This is a genomic window from Collinsella aerofaciens, assembly GCF_020181355.1.
Lineage (GTDB): Bacteria > Actinomycetota > Coriobacteriia > Coriobacteriales > Coriobacteriaceae > Collinsella.
The window spans coordinates 1,957,472-1,970,370 of the sequence record NZ_CP084004.1 but is presented as its reverse complement, the minus strand read 5'-3'; the positions used below and the strand labels follow the sequence as shown (position 1 = coordinate 1,970,370).

The 12,899-nt window shown below is 62.3% G+C and carries 16 protein-coding genes; 9 read left to right on the top strand and 7 right to left on the bottom strand.

Features of this window, described 5'->3' with window-relative positions; all coding sequences use genetic code 11:
* Window positions 1–31: 31 nt before the first annotated feature.
* The 4 genes from LCQ44_RS08590 to LCQ44_RS08575 form a co-directional block, all read right to left on the bottom strand.
* Complete coding sequence (locus tag LCQ44_RS08590; protein ID WP_099431774.1) at window positions 32–562, bottom strand: adenine phosphoribosyltransferase; 531 nt, start codon at window positions 560–562, stop codon at window positions 32–34.
* A 40-nt stretch (window positions 563–602) separates the two neighbouring features.
* On the bottom strand, window positions 603–1,481 hold the full coding sequence (ftsR, locus tag LCQ44_RS08585; protein WP_117637276.1) for a transcriptional regulator FtsR: 879 nt from the start codon (window positions 1,479–1,481) through the stop codon (window positions 603–605).
* Between the two features lie 3 nt (window positions 1,482–1,484).
* Complete coding sequence (locus tag LCQ44_RS08580; protein ID WP_084591850.1) at window positions 1,485–1,919, bottom strand: FHA domain-containing protein; 435 nt, start codon at window positions 1,917–1,919, stop codon at window positions 1,485–1,487.
* A 66-nt stretch (window positions 1,920–1,985) separates the two neighbouring features.
* A complete protein-coding gene (locus LCQ44_RS08575; protein ID WP_225093609.1) occupies window positions 1,986–2,690 on the bottom strand; it encodes a CDP-alcohol phosphatidyltransferase family protein in 705 nt (234 codons plus the stop codon).
* Window positions 2,691–3,086: 396 nt separating this feature from the next.
* Between LCQ44_RS08575 and LCQ44_RS08570 the strand changes: the two genes are divergently transcribed.
* Genes LCQ44_RS08570 through LCQ44_RS08545 form a run of 6 tightly spaced genes read left to right on the top strand, consistent with a single transcriptional unit; the run spans window position 3,087 to window position 7,710 of the window.
* A complete protein-coding gene (locus LCQ44_RS08570) occupies window positions 3,087–3,815 on the top strand; it encodes a lantibiotic protection ABC transporter ATP-binding protein (RefSeq protein ID WP_225093608.1) in 729 nt (242 codons plus the stop codon).
* The gene (locus LCQ44_RS08565) at window positions 3,812–4,582 is read left to right on the top strand and encodes an ABC-2 family transporter permease (RefSeq protein ID WP_225093607.1); all 771 of its coding nucleotides are present in this window, start codon (window positions 3,812–3,814) and stop codon (window positions 4,580–4,582) included. Before LCQ44_RS08570 ends, LCQ44_RS08565 begins: the two co-directional genes overlap by 4 nt.
* Before the next feature lie 5 nt (window positions 4,583–4,587).
* On the top strand, window positions 4,588–5,397 hold the full coding sequence (locus LCQ44_RS08560; RefSeq protein WP_225093606.1) for an ABC-2 family transporter permease: 810 nt from the start codon (window positions 4,588–4,590) through the stop codon (window positions 5,395–5,397).
* A complete protein-coding gene (locus LCQ44_RS08555) occupies window positions 5,390–5,578 on the top strand; it encodes a hypothetical protein (RefSeq protein ID WP_040358725.1) in 189 nt (62 codons plus the stop codon). The genes LCQ44_RS08560 and LCQ44_RS08555 overlap by 8 nt, the downstream gene beginning before the upstream one ends.
* Before the next feature lie 45 nt (window positions 5,579–5,623).
* Window positions 5,624–6,286, top strand: a complete 663-nt coding sequence (locus LCQ44_RS08550) for a response regulator transcription factor (protein ID WP_225093605.1) — start codon at window positions 5,624–5,626, stop codon at window positions 6,284–6,286.
* A 26-nt stretch (window positions 6,287–6,312) separates the two neighbouring features.
* Window positions 6,313–7,710, top strand: a complete 1,398-nt coding sequence (locus LCQ44_RS08545; protein WP_225093604.1) for a sensor histidine kinase — start codon at window positions 6,313–6,315, stop codon at window positions 7,708–7,710.
* 12 nt (window positions 7,711–7,722) lie between these two features.
* On the opposite strand, the gene LCQ44_RS08540 is transcribed toward LCQ44_RS08545, so the two are convergent.
* A complete protein-coding gene (locus LCQ44_RS08540) occupies window positions 7,723–7,917 on the bottom strand; it encodes a ribbon-helix-helix domain-containing protein (protein WP_225093603.1) in 195 nt (64 codons plus the stop codon).
* Between the two features lie 1,673 nt (window positions 7,918–9,590).
* Here LCQ44_RS08540 and LCQ44_RS08535 point away from each other — a divergent pair.
* From LCQ44_RS08535 to LCQ44_RS08525, 3 genes are all read left to right on the top strand, one after another.
* Window positions 9,591–11,279, top strand: a complete 1,689-nt coding sequence (locus LCQ44_RS08535) for an ABC transporter ATP-binding protein (RefSeq protein ID WP_225093602.1) — start codon at window positions 9,591–9,593, stop codon at window positions 11,277–11,279.
* Window position 11,280: 1 nt separating this feature from the next.
* Window positions 11,281–11,709: a hypothetical protein gene (locus LCQ44_RS08530; RefSeq protein WP_195535155.1), complete on the top strand. Its 429-nt coding sequence runs from the start codon at window positions 11,281–11,283 to the stop codon at window positions 11,707–11,709.
* A 141-nt stretch (window positions 11,710–11,850) separates the two neighbouring features.
* Complete coding sequence (locus LCQ44_RS08525; RefSeq protein ID WP_118082015.1) at window positions 11,851–12,147, top strand: 3'-5' exonuclease family protein; 297 nt, start codon at window positions 11,851–11,853, stop codon at window positions 12,145–12,147.
* A gap of 12 nt (window positions 12,148–12,159) precedes the next feature.
* Here the strand turns inward: LCQ44_RS08525 and LCQ44_RS08520 are convergent, their stop codons facing one another.
* Window positions 12,160–12,399, bottom strand: a complete 240-nt coding sequence (locus LCQ44_RS08520; RefSeq protein WP_138112599.1) for a hypothetical protein — start codon at window positions 12,397–12,399, stop codon at window positions 12,160–12,162.
* A gap of 247 nt (window positions 12,400–12,646) precedes the next feature.
* A complete protein-coding gene (locus LCQ44_RS08515) occupies window positions 12,647–12,817 on the bottom strand; it encodes a hypothetical protein (protein ID WP_175406041.1) in 171 nt (56 codons plus the stop codon).
* Between the last annotated feature and the right edge of the window lie 82 nt (window positions 12,818–12,899).

Below are 12,899 nucleotides of genomic sequence, written 5' to 3'. Positions count from 1 at the left end.
TGGCTTCCTTTCCAGTAACTAAGGGTAATGGCTAGTCTACCGTCACCAGGCTAAAGAGCTCCACATCGTCATCAGACGGCGTGAGCTTCTCGCGCGGGTTGAGAAACGCAAGCTCAAGGATACACCCGTAGCCCACAAGCTTTGCGCCCATATCTCGCACAAGTTTACCTGTTGCCTCGACGGTTCCGCCCGTCGCGACCAAGTCGTCCAGAATCAACACGGTATCTTTAGAGGTAATGGCATCGGCATGGATCTCGATAGAGTCGGTGCCGTATTCGAGCTCATAGCTCTGGCTCACCGTCTTGCGGGGCAGCTTGCCCGGTTTACGGGCGGGAACAAAGCCGGCGCCCAGAGCGACAGCCACGGGAACGCCCACCATAAAGCCGCGAGCCTCGGGACCCACGACCTTGGTGATTCCCATGCCGGCAAAGTGCTCGGCGAGGGCATCGGTCATGGCTTTGAGCGCCTCGGGGTTGCCAAAGAGCGGCGTGATGTCTTTGAAGATGACTCCGGGCTCGGGATAGTCGGGGATGTCGACGATTTGAGATTCGAAGTCGTACATTGCATGACCTTTCAATGGGTTGCCGAAATATCAGCAGCGGTTATTTTCCCGCGGTGACGGTGCCGGATTGCGAAGGGGCGACGACCTTGAGCGGCTTTACGAGAGAATCCTCGTTCGAAGCCGGCGCGGTAGTTTCTTCGTTTTTGGCCTTGGTGGACTCGGAGCGAGCAATTTCCTCATCGAGTGCATCGATGTCGGCGTCCTCGACCACGGCGTTGAGCGACTCAAAAACGCGGTTCTTGAGCAGCGCGGTGTGCACGCCCTCCGTCAGGTCGTGAAGCTTCTTAAACGCACGCTCGAGCTTGGCATCGCGCTCGTCATCGGAGGTATCCATTCCGAGCATGCTCACGAGCACCTGCTCAAACATTGAGGACTCGCGGTTGGCGGAAGACACGTACTGACGCAGGTTGCGGGGCTCGATATGGAAGCGTGACAGCTCGGAGCAGTAGCGGATGATTGGAAAATCGCGACCATCGACGAGCTCACGATTCTGCGGACTCTTGATGATGCGAATGAGGTCGTTCTCGGCGAGCGAGCGGATAAACGAAATCTCGACGCCCAGCATATCGGGAATGGTCTCGATGGGATGCAGCTTTTGCTTAGTCTCCTTGGGCTCCGTCTTGAGCGGAACATCGGACAGCAAGCCCACCTCGTAAGCGAGCGTTGACAGGTCCGTGGCGTTTTCCAAGCGCTGCTTAATCACGTTGAGCGGCATGTAGCGGGTCTTCTGCAAGTGCAGGATGACCTCCAGGCGATCAACGTCCTCCTTAGAGTACTGACGGTATCCCTTAGGCGTACGATGAGGGGTAATGAGCCCCTCATCTTCTAGAAATCTAATTTTTGAGTTCGAAAGATCGGGGTATGCGCCTCGAAGTAGGTTGACGACTTGGCCGATACTCAGATAGTTGCGTTCGGCCATGCCCTACTCACCGGTTTCGATGCGCTCCGGCGTGCTCTCGTGGTAGATGAGCGTAAACGTACCGATCTGGACGGAAGAACCGTCGTGCAGCGGGGCTGCATTGACGATGGCACCGTCGACCCAGGTGCCATTGAGCGAGCCCAGGTCCTCGATGCGAGCGCCGAGACCCTCGCGGATAATGCGCGCGTGGCTGCGCGAAACGGTCATGTCATTGAGGAATATGCCGTTCGCAGGATCGCGGCCGATGGTGGTCACCTCGTCCTCGAGCTCAAAGGCGGCACCAGTTTGCGGACCCTTGACGATGGACAGAACGGGGGCGGTGATGCGCACGTTGGCCATGAGGTCGGGAACGGTGACGTCGCTTGAAGGCACCCGGAATACGCAGGTAGCGTCAGCAGTCTTATCATTCTGAGGCATATTGTTAACCATGTTGTCCATGACAACCCCTAACTTATCGCGGACGTGCCGCAAATAATGAACCGTACGTAATCATACCCCAACGAATCAGTCTTCGATTTCAGGGTTCAGAAAGTCGATGTCCTCGTCCTCGGGATGCGCGAGAGCCTGTTTAATGGCCACTCCGCCCTTAATGGAATAGATGATAGCCGTGAGCATGGAGAAGATCACGCCGCCGTACACAAAGAAGATGCCGAGGGGCACCGAGCTTCCGTTGAGGCCCGGGAAGGCCGTGAGGGTTGAAGGTAAAAGATGCAGGCCGTCAATAACGGGGAACCCGAGCAGCATGAGCGAGAAGCCGGTCATGAGCAGTGCAGTGGCAATCTTTCCGGGAAAGACGACATCGATGGGGCGACGGTGATAATGACGCACGATAAGCGTGCCGATGCCCAGATAGATGTCGCGGCCAATAATGAGCACGCAGACCCAGATGGGCAGCTCTCCGCGGACCACCAGCCCAAGTACGCCAGTGAACAGCAGCGCACGGTCACAAATGGGATCCATGACCTTGCCGAGCCACGAGACCGTCTTAGTCATGCGAGCGATCTGACCGTCCATCCAGTCGGTGGAGGCGGCAACGGCGTAGATAACGATGGCGATGACGCGGTTGTTATCCGTCACAAACAGGTACAGAAATACCAGGGTGAGGATCAGGCGCGTAAAGGTGATGAAATTGGAGATCGTAAAGATCTTATTCGACGGGTAATCGGAAGTGCCGATAAGCTCCTTTTTGATCTTCTTTTTGATGCCCACAGGACTCCCCCGCTGGTTAACGACAAAACTTTCGCTACTATACCCGTTCCGGCGATGTCTATCCAGCGTAAGCATAGAGAGTCCAGACATGAGGAAGGCGCTTTTGGGCGGCGGTGGATTTCACATTCGTGTACATCAGCCTCCAAACATGCCGAAAAATGTCGGTTTTGGAGGGTGATGTACACGTTTTGATTCGGTGATTACATCGATCGGGAAAGTTGTTGCCTTAAGCAAATTAATCATGATGTGCGGGTCGAGAAGGGTTGGCGCCAAAAGAACCCAACGGCCGTTATGGCTTCGTTAGAAACGCGCCCCACCATGGATGGTGAACCCGAAAGGTAAGGCGCGCGGGCACGGTGACTCGGCCCGCGCTCCCGGAAGAGAAAGGATAAACCCATGGGTTACATGCTCGAGACGCGTGGGCTCACCAAGCGCTTCGGCCGCGGCGACCAGGCGCAGGACGCCGTGGCCGATGTGAGCCTTCATATCCGCGAGGGCGAGGTGTACGGGCTGCTCGGTCCCAACGGCGCCGGCAAGTCGACAACGCTCAAGATGATCTGCGGGATGCTGCGGCCGACGGCCGGGGAGATCCTCTTTGCCGGGCACGCCTGGCGCCGCGAGGACCTCTACGCAATCGGCAGCCTCATCGAGGAGGCGCCGCTCTACCCCAACCTCACCGCGCGCGAGAACCTGCGCGTGCGCACCACGCTGCTGGGCCTTTCCGAGAGCCGCATAGATGAGGTGCTCGCCGCCGTGGACCTCGCGGACACCGGGAAGAAGCGCGCCGGGCGCTTCTCGATGGGCATGCGGCAGCGCCTGGGGCTCGCGCTGGCGCTGATCGCCCGGCCACGCCTGCTCGTGCTCGACGAGCCCACCAACGGCCTCGACCCCATCGGCATCGAGGAGCTGCGCGACCAGATCCGCGGCTTCGCGGCGGCGGGTACGACGGTGATCGTCTCGAGCCACATCCTCTCCGAGGTGCAGCAGATGGCGGACACCATCGGCATCATCTGCGGGGGGCGCCTCGCCTACGAGGATGCGCTTCGTCCCGGGCAGGACCTCGAGGAACTCTTCATGAGCTTCTGTCGGGAAGGGCGACGAGCGCGCGGGGAGGTGGCGGCATGACGGGTGAGAAAGGCGGCCTGCTCGCGGCCCTGCGCGCCGAGGCCCTGAAGTCGCGCCACGCGGCACCGGTTCGCCTGGCCGTGCTCATGGCGCTGCCGATGCCGCTGCTCGGCGCGATGCCCTACCGGGGCGTGCAGATCTTCAGCGCATGGAACTACTGGTACGCGCTCTTCCTGCCCGTGTGCCTCTCGCTCGTGGTGGCGTGCGTCGCGCGGGCTGATGCTCGCACGCGGATGCGGGGGCTTCTGGGCCTGGGCTTCCCGCTCGGGCGCGCCTGGTGGGCCAAGGCGCTCTGGTGCCTCGCGCTCTGCACGCTCTCGAACCTCGTGGTTTTCGGCATCTACCTCGCGGGATCGGCGTTCTCCTCGCAGGGCCTCACGGCCGCGGGCACGCTCACGATGCTCCTCTGCGCGCTCGTCAACACGGTGACCGCGGCGTGGATGATCCCCGCAGGGCTCTTCCTCACGGCGCGGCTCGGCATGCTCGCGGGCATCTTCTGCCCGCTCGCCGCGCAACTCGTAGGTGGGTTCGCCTGGTCGTTGGTGCCGCTACCGCAGCTCTTTCCGCCGTCGGCGAACATGGTCATCCCCACGAGCTTCATCCCCGTGCTGCCGAGCGGCGAGCCACTCGCGGCGGACATGGCGCTCGGCGGGGCGCTCGCGTCGGACGGCATGCTCACGCTGGCGGGCCTTGCGGTCTGCGCGCTCGCGTTCGCCGCGCTCACGGCGGCGGGCGCGGCCTGGTTCGCGCGCTCCGAGGAGAGGTGATGGCCATGACACGACTCTCCGACCCGATGCCGCGCATGACTCTCTCGCGGGCCCTGCTCTCCGAGGCCCTGCGCCTGGCGCGCTCCCCGCTCACGGCGGTGCATCTCGTCTGCGGCCTGGCAGCCGGTCTTGCCTGCGGCGAGTACTTCTCCGTAACCCGATGGGACCCGGCGCTGGGCGCGGACGCCTACGCCCAGTTCCTCGGCGCCCTCATGCCGCTCATGTCCGCCATCGTCTGCGGGCTCGCCGTGGACGAGGAGCGCGCTGCCGGGCGCCTCGCCAACCTCACGGCGGTCCCCTCGCGCGGGCGCGCCGTCGCGGCGAAGCTGCTCGCCCTTGCGGCGCTCGGCGCAGGCGCGCTGGCCGTGGCGCTCGGCGTGTTCGGGGCCGTGCTCGCCGTCGCCGGGCGCCTGCCGCTCGGGCCCGCTCCGCTTGCGGCCGCCTGGGCGGGCATCGTGCTGGGCAGCCTGCCCCTCTACGCGCTGGGGCTCGGCGTGGCCCTGCGCCTCGGCCGCAACGCCGCCATCGGCGCCGGCGCGGCGGGGATGCTCCTCGCGTTCTTCTCGGTGGGCGGACTTGCGCACGGCCTCATGACCGGCGAGCTCACCGGTGCCCTGGCGACGCCCCTGAGCTGGGTGCCGCTCGCCTGGCCCGCGCGCCTGGGGTCGCTCGGGGTGGAGGCCTTCATCGACGCCGCACGCGCGGCGGGCCCTCTCCTCACGACTGCGCTCGCTGGCCTCGTGCTCACCCTGGCAGCCGCCGCCGTCCTTCTCGCCTGGTTCTGCCGCTTCGAGGACGGGAGGGCAGATGCGTAGGAAGCCGCTCGCCGCCGTGCTCGCCCTCCTCTCCGCAGCGCTCGTCCTGGGCGGGAATGCCCTGCTCGACGCCGGCTGGGGGTCGGCGCCGCGCTCGATCGCCGACCGCGTGCTGCCCAACCCTGAGATCGCCATGTGGGCGCCCGCGCCCGCGGCTGCGCGCGGGGCTCTGGACCGCTGAGCGCGGCGCAAGTACAATGCCGACGGGAGTTTCAGGAGGTCGAACATGGCGAGGATACTGGCAGTGGATGATGAACGGGCGATCCTCGACGCGCTCGCGCGCGTCCTCGGCCGCGACGGCCATGAGGTCGTCAGGGCGGCGGACCCGACGGCGGTCCCGGGGATGGACCTCTCGCGCTTCGACCTCGTGCTCTGCGACGTCATGATGCCGGGGCTCGACGGCTTCGAGCTCGTGCGGCAGATCCGCCCGGACTTCGACGGCCCCATCGTCTTCCTGACCGCGCGCGTGGCCGAGGAGGATGCCGTGGCCGCCTACGGCCTGGGCGCCGACGACTACGTCCGCAAGCCCTTCGGGGCCGCGGAGCTGCGCGCCAAGGTTGCGGCCCATCTACGCCGTGAGCGCCGGCCGCGCTCGCACGCCCTCTCCTTCGGGGAGGTGCGGATCGACCTCGGGGCGCGCGGCCTCGCCGTGGGCGACAAGGCCGTGCCGCTCACGCCCACCGAGTACGCCATCTGCGAGTACCTCGCCCGCCACCCCGGGCAGGTCATGAGCCGCGCGCAGATACGCGTGGCGGTGCTCGGCTGGGAGAGCGACGCCGACGACGCGGCCATATCCATGCAGGTCAGCCGCGCCCGGAGGAAACTCTCCGAGGCCGGCGCCGATCCGATCGCGACCGTCTGGGGGATGGGGTACAAGTGGCAGCTCTGAGGATCGGGGCGCGAGGTCGCGGGGGCATGCCGCTCTCCTTCGTCATCGCGCGCTACTTCGCCTACGCGTTCGCGGCGGTCGCCACGGCGTGGCTCGCCTCGTTCATGGTGCTCTCCGCGGCGATCAACGCGGGCCTCGTCTACGAGGCAAGCTGGGGGCCGGCCAATGCGCGCGAGGTCGCGGGGGGCCTGGCACGCGACGGCGTCTGTGGGCAGCAGGACGTGCCGACGGCGTACCGCTACCTCATCCTGAACAAGGACGGATACGTGCTGATGACAGACCTCGAGGGCACGCGGCTCGAGGACGCGACGGAAATGGCCCGTACGGCACTCGCCGCGGATCCGGGCACAGTGGAGATCGAGGGCGGTGGTTCGGGCCTCACCTACGCCGCGTTCCCGCTCAAGGGCGGCGGGGCCTGCGCACTCGTCAGCGAGTACCTGCCGCAGTGGGTCTCGCGCGACCTCGCCGGCCTGCTTCCCAACCCGCAGAACCTCATGCTCGTCGGCGCCGCTGTGGGAAGCGCGCTCGCGCTTGCGCTCGTGGCGCGCCGTGCGAGCCGCGTGATCTCGCGCAAGATGGCGCCGCTCGCGGAGGCGGCGGGGCGCGTCGGCGCGGGGGAGCTCGACTTCGCGGTCGGCAGCACCAACGTGCGTGAGGTGAACGACGTCCTCGCCGCGATGGACGCCATGCGGGCCTCCCTCGCCGAGTCGCTCGAGGCCCGCTGGGCCGCGGAGCGGGGGCAGCGCGAGCAGATGGCGTCGCTCGCCCACGACCTCAAGACGCCGCTCACCGTGCTGCGCGCCAACGCCGACTTCGTGGCGGAGGAGCTGGAAGACGAGAATGACAGCGACCTCTCGGCCGCCGCGCGCGACATAGCCGGCGGTGTCGAAAGGCTCGACGGCTACGTGCGCCTGCTCATCGAGGCCTCGCGCGGGTCCGGCGGGGCGGAGAGGGCCCCCATGCGGCCGGCCGAGCTCTGCGAACAGGTCCTCGCCGAGGCCGCCCAGATCGCCCGGGCGCGAGGCGTGACGCTCGACGCGGCCACGGGCCCCGCTGTCGCGGGCGCGCCCGAGGCCCCGCTCGACCGAACCGCCCTGGCGCGAGCCGCCGCGAACCTCGTGGCCAACGCCGCCGAGCACGCGCACTCGCGCGTGGCGGTCTCCTGCGACGTCGCGGGCGGACACCTCGTCATCGAGGTGGCCGACGACGGACCGGGCTTTTCTCCCGCCGCCCTCGAACGCGGCTGCGAGCGCCTCTTCACAGACGACTCGTCCCGCTCCTCGCGCGACGGAGGCCGCCACTACGGGCTCGGCCTCCACGTCGCCTCCGAGGCCGCGAGCGCCCACGGGGGCTCCGTCTCGCTCGCCAACAGCCCCTCGGGCGGCGCGGTGGTCACCATCGCGGTCTCCCTGTGCGGGATCTGACGAATCAGGCCCTCACACTGGCATGCCTCGCAACCAAACGCCTCCCGGATAATTCATGAGGCCGTACTCGTATTCGAGCCTGTATATCTCCGCGGCGAGGGCCTCCGTCATGTAGAAGGTTTTCGTGCGGCCCGTCGACTTCGCCAGGTGGTTGTACCTGTTCGAGAGGTCCTCGGGGATTCTCAGGACTGCGGTGGCGGTTGCCATGATGCACCTCCCGGTTAGATGCAATACGTGTATTACATTCTGTCACATCACCCGCACCGGCGTACGGCCGCATCTGCTCTTTTACCTTACATTATGTCAACCGGCCCATGGTCGGCTTATTCAGCCGGATTAAATCAAGCATTAAATCAATCCAGACCTATAAGGGGCGGTGGAAATCCATTGAGGAATGAGGGCGCCGTCCCTAGGTCGGCTCCTCGATGGCCGCGGCTGAATTTCCCTGCCATCGTCTGCGTGGGTTCCGGCACGGGGTTCTGGCACTGCTCGAGTGGGGCACAAGGCTCGGCTGTCGGTCGTGCCGGACGGCATACGTTTTGAGACCGGCAAGCTGTTGCCGGCTCGAGGACAGCGGCCCGGTGCACCGGGCCGATCGATAGAGGACTCAGGTTCACAGCGCAGTTTCTTGGGGCTCGCATATATAGGAAGACTTGATCGGCAATCGATTTTAATGAAGTCGACAGCGCATGTCAGAGCTTTCAACAAACCGCTGGTAAATCCGTGTACCAAAAATTGGTACACGGATTTACCTGCGATGTTCATGCTTGGTCAAAAGCCCATCAAGCGATATATTCATTATTTTAATGCGCGCGCCTGAGCTTTTGGCTGAAGTGGCAGTCCGACCGCCGGCAGGCGGCCACGCTATGTCCAAAGGCCACGCCTACTCCCAGTGCCCGGCTACGTCGACGACCCAGTGCTGCCCGTCGAGTTCCTGCCGCAGGGCTACATCAGGGACGTCTTATTGGGGGACGACCACATGGAACCCCGGGAGATCAAGCTGTACGGCTGATCCATCCGTCAACAACATGTCAAAGCCCCAAACCCAACAGGATCGCGAACGAGGGGATGAATTGACCGCCCGGGTATTTGCGCCCGGGCGGTCAATTTTATCAACCATGGGTGCGATTCTGTGAGGCCATTTTTCTGGCATCCGCCGTTTGCTCCGGTCTCAACGCACCCATCGACCGTTCAGTTATCTTTGCGAACGCGACCACGTGCGCATTTGTCGAACAATCAAATGTCCGACAATGTCTGACGGAGCTGTCAGACATTCACGCACGAACAGGTGAGCTTCGCGAGCGATTGTAGGCAACTAGTAGCCCCAGCTGCGTCTTTAGCGCAGGTTCGACGTCTGACATCTTGAATGTCTGACGTCGAACGAAGCTGGTTGATAACAAGCAGGTGGAATAAACATGGTGCCCGACACCTCTCGCGCAATCGGCGCGCGGCAAGGGTCTGGCCCATCTCATATGTTGCCAACGCTAACGGTGAACCTGAGCGCCCGGGCACATTCTTTGTTGGCTGAATCCGGCATAGCAACTAGCGGAAGGCATCATCGAAGGAGTGTGCTGGAAAGCACCCGTCTCCTTAACTGTTAGAAATGCAAGTTAAAAATCTATGTGGCCAATGTGATACCGTTGAACCCGCATATCGATACCGCTCAGCCATTCGCCTCGCCCCCGTCGCACGTATCTTCATCCGGTCTGTTACTTTTAATCTAACGATGCTTTGAGGAACGTAGGTGCTTCCAAATGTACTGTCGACTTCTTCTCAAACTGATCCTAAGAGACAGGGCCGTATGGATTTGTACGCTCGTTCTCGCTGCAGCCTTCTCCGTCCCCATTGCGTTCAATTCACCCATCTACGGGCCCTTCTTTATGAAACAGGGCATGCAGGGCTTTGTCGACGCATTCAATACGCGCGCGCCCCAGGCCAGCGGCACAGACCTATCTCCAGAGCAGCAAGCTGACGCGGAGCTTGCAAGATACGCGAACGCCGCCCTCGCCGCTCAAACCGACGCCGCCTTTCTCGATTCTGCCGAGAGCTACTACGCGCTCATGGGCGAAGGCTTCCAATCCGGGTCCATCGTGGGAGACCGAGAGACCAATGACGCGGAGCTCGCGTATTGCCGTGCCCTGAGCAGCTCCGGCATCACGGATATCCCGGCCTCCGCAAGCGACCTGCCATTCCTTTCCTTCCTGCCTTACGCCATTGCCACGGCGCCGTCTTTCCTTCCCTTCATCCCCTTCCTTCTCTCGTCGATACTCGTGCTCGGCGCCACAAGGCCTGCGACCCTGGCGGCGAAGGCGCCCGCGCCCAAATTCCGGCGCCTTATCCAGATCGTGTTTTCGATAATCGCCGCGGGGACCGCGATGCTCCTCGCCGGCCTCGCACCCGGGGGCATTTACGCCTTGGCCCTAAACGGCTTCGGGCAAATTGGGTACCCGATCGCCTTCTTCCATGACGGCGCGCTTGCCACCACGACCGCGGGAAACGTCTTCACGACCCTGCTTCTCGCGCTGCTTGCGGGCGGAACCTTGATATCCGTTTGCTCCGCCGTCCTATCGACCGCAACGAGGCGCGTCCTCGCGGGCCCCCTTACCTCCGCGCTGCTTGTCGCGGCCCCGGCATTCCCGTTGCTGTCCGATTCGGCGCTGGAGCATAATGCCGTGCTCGGGCTCCTGCCGCTGGCCGTGTTCTCGCCTATCGAGGCCACGGGCTACGTAGGATGCTTCCCGACAGAATTCATTGGCTCCGGTTCAGGCAGCGCATCGATGCTTGCCGTGGCCCTGGCATACGTCGCGGTCTTTTTTGCGGTCGGCGCCGTTGCGACACGTTCGCCCAAACAGCCTGGACCCGCGAAAAAGCACCATGGGCTCGAGCTTCTGGACGCGAGCGTGGGATACGGGAGCACGACGATACTTTCAATCGGATCGCTTTTCCTGAGCCCGGGAACGGCGGCGGGCCTCGTTGCTCCCAACGGCTCGGGGAAAACCACCCTTCTAGAAGCGCTGTCGGGCCAATTTCCCACCCGCATCCACTCGGGAAGCCTGGCGGCAGACGGAATCAGCCAACGTCGATCAGCCGAATTTGCAGAACTCGTCTACCTGAGCTCTTCGGGCGGCACGGATCTCTACCCCACGCTATCGGCCATCGAGCACCTTGCTTTCGTTAGGGAGGCGTGGAAATCGGCCGCCGACATCGACTCGCTCTGCGACTCCCTCGGAATCTCCCCATATCTCGACAAGCCGACCCGTAAACTCTCGACAGGAATGAAGCAGCAGGTAAAGCTTGCCATGGCGATAGCGACCGATTGCCCGTACCTCATCCTCGATGAACCGCTGAACGGCCTCGATCCGGGAAAGCGGAAAACCTCCTGCGACGCGATGCGCAGCGAGGTGGCGCGGGGACGAAGCGTGCTCATTTCAAGCCATCTGCTCGACGACCTGGCAGACCTCACCAACTCGTTCTACTTCATCGAGGCCGGCACGCTCGTGGAAAAGATCAAGTCGTCCTCGCAGACGCTCAAGCAGGAATACCTCGATACATACGAGGGAGGTGAATGACATGATAGGCAAGAGCTATGCAAAGATAGCGATTGTTGGCTTTGTACTTTGTCTTGCAATGGTGCTATGTGCATCATTTGCGAGGTATAGGTCCGAGCAGTCGTTCATCGATGGCGCTGAAAATGGGTTTGGCATAGACGGGATGTATGTCAACGATGGCGCGACCAGGCCGTCTATGGCGATTCTTGCAGGCGAAGACATGGAATGGCAAATCTGTAATGACGATGGCTCTTGTCTGAGTGGTCGTTTGGCCGCAACGAGCGACCCGAATTCGTTCGATCTTCTCGACAATGATGGATCGGATTGCGGTTCAGTTCACCTGTCGTATGCATCACGAGATGGGATGGACGGCATTCTCTACGTCTCCCACGAGTCTGGCGATTTCAAGATGCGCAGGACTAACCGAGTGCCGGCTTTTTTCGAGGAGTGAGAATTCCCGGCGGTCTGCCGATCAGGCCGCCGGGGTATTGAACCCCGCATTCATCCGTACACACACGGATGAATGCGGGAAGTGTCCGGATGAAGTTGATAATCAAGGAAACAATGCCGTTCTGCCTGGGACGGCTTTGGCTTGGACTTTAACTACAACATCGCAATCGACACTTATCAGCTCGCGCAACGCGCATGGCCAAATCTCGGACGCTGGTACATGGAGGACCTTCGAGATTTACTGGACATCCAAAACGACGACGCACACCGCGTGCTCGCCGACTGCGAAGACGAGATGGCTGTCTACAATGCGATCAGAAACGGCGTGAAGTCCGGAGAGCTTTCTGTCGAACCGCCGCGCCGTCGCGCGAGCCGACCGGGCAATCCGGGCAATCTGGTCCCGGCTCTCCCGGTCGTATTCCTACGATATCGCCCCTAGATCATCAATGTGTCAGATAAAGAATGAGGCAATGGCTATGATCACGCCTACGGCAGATGCAACGACTGCGCCTTTTTTCCTCTCCTTTAGTCCGACGAACAGGGTTGCCGTAAAGTAAAGGGCGGAAATGCAGACTATGGCAAGCGAAACGAGTTCCTTGGGCGGTTTCAGCAAAAGGTCGCTAGCAAAGAGTAATGCAAGCAGGGCAAAGCCGATTGTGTTCAAGTATCTCGATTGATTTTGCGACAACATGGCAACTTCCTTTCAGAACATGCAAATGAAAAGTCGGTACGATGTCATTGCGGTTGCAAAAAAGCCGCCGCTAGGACCGGTTGTCACGAGACCGGCGATAACTTCAGCGGTGCCAACAAGCTAGAGATCGCGCAGGCAAGCCTCCTCCTTCGCGTTCAGCTTGACCTTGTGAGGGACGGTGCGGTTATTTGCAGATCCGTGAGAATCGCACCACGCCTTGGAATATGAATCCGTGTAGCGCCCGCGCTCAAAAAAGGTATATATCGTAATTATCGTCGTAATTGTCTCCGACGTAGATCTCGCTGCTCTCGGCGGGAGATCCCTCGTCGGCATAGGCTGCCGCAACGGGCACAAATGGTGTCATGACAAGGGAGTGGCAAAGCGCTGCTGAGACGATGGAGGGCAGGCATTTCTTCATGGCTGGCTCCTTAAACTGGCCTTTGATAGTTACTCGATGTCGCCTCCTTCCGCTTTATATCCGTTGTATTCGGCGTATTTCT

Coding starts and splice junctions, on each gene's coding strand:
- LCQ44_RS08555 (WP_040358725.1), top strand. CDS start 5,390: ATGCGTAGGAAGCCGCTCGCCGCCGTGCTCGCCCTCCTCTCCGCAGCG.
- LCQ44_RS08550 (WP_225093605.1), top strand. CDS start 5,624: ATGGCGAGGATACTGGCAGTGGATGATGAACGGGCGATCCTCGACGCG.
- LCQ44_RS08540 (WP_225093603.1), bottom strand. CDS start 7,917: ATGGCAACCGCCACCGCAGTCCTGAGAATCCCCGAGGACCTCTCGAAC.
- LCQ44_RS08570 (WP_225093608.1), top strand. CDS start 3,087: ATGGGTTACATGCTCGAGACGCGTGGGCTCACCAAGCGCTTCGGCCGC.
- LCQ44_RS08520 (WP_138112599.1), bottom strand. CDS start 12,399: ATGTTGTCGCAAAATCAATCGAGATACTTGAACACAATCGGCTTTGCC.
- LCQ44_RS08515 (WP_175406041.1), bottom strand. CDS start 12,817: ATGAAGAAATGCCTGCCCTCCATCGTCTCAGCAGCGCTTTGCCACTCC.
- LCQ44_RS08535 (WP_225093602.1), top strand. CDS start 9,591: ATGAAACAGGGCATGCAGGGCTTTGTCGACGCATTCAATACGCGCGCG.
- LCQ44_RS08565 (WP_225093607.1), top strand. CDS start 3,812: ATGACGGGTGAGAAAGGCGGCCTGCTCGCGGCCCTGCGCGCCGAGGCC.
- LCQ44_RS08530 (WP_195535155.1), top strand. CDS start 11,281: ATGATAGGCAAGAGCTATGCAAAGATAGCGATTGTTGGCTTTGTACTT.
- LCQ44_RS08580 (WP_084591850.1), bottom strand. CDS start 1,919: ATGGACAACATGGTTAACAATATGCCTCAGAATGATAAGACTGCTGAC.
- LCQ44_RS08560 (WP_225093606.1), top strand. CDS start 4,588: ATGACACGACTCTCCGACCCGATGCCGCGCATGACTCTCTCGCGGGCC.
- LCQ44_RS08545 (WP_225093604.1), top strand. CDS start 6,313: ATGCCGCTCTCCTTCGTCATCGCGCGCTACTTCGCCTACGCGTTCGCG.
- LCQ44_RS08590 (WP_099431774.1), bottom strand. CDS start 562: ATGTACGACTTCGAATCTCAAATCGTCGACATCCCCGACTATCCCGAG.
- ftsR (WP_117637276.1), bottom strand. CDS start 1,481: ATGGCCGAACGCAACTATCTGAGTATCGGCCAAGTCGTCAACCTACTT.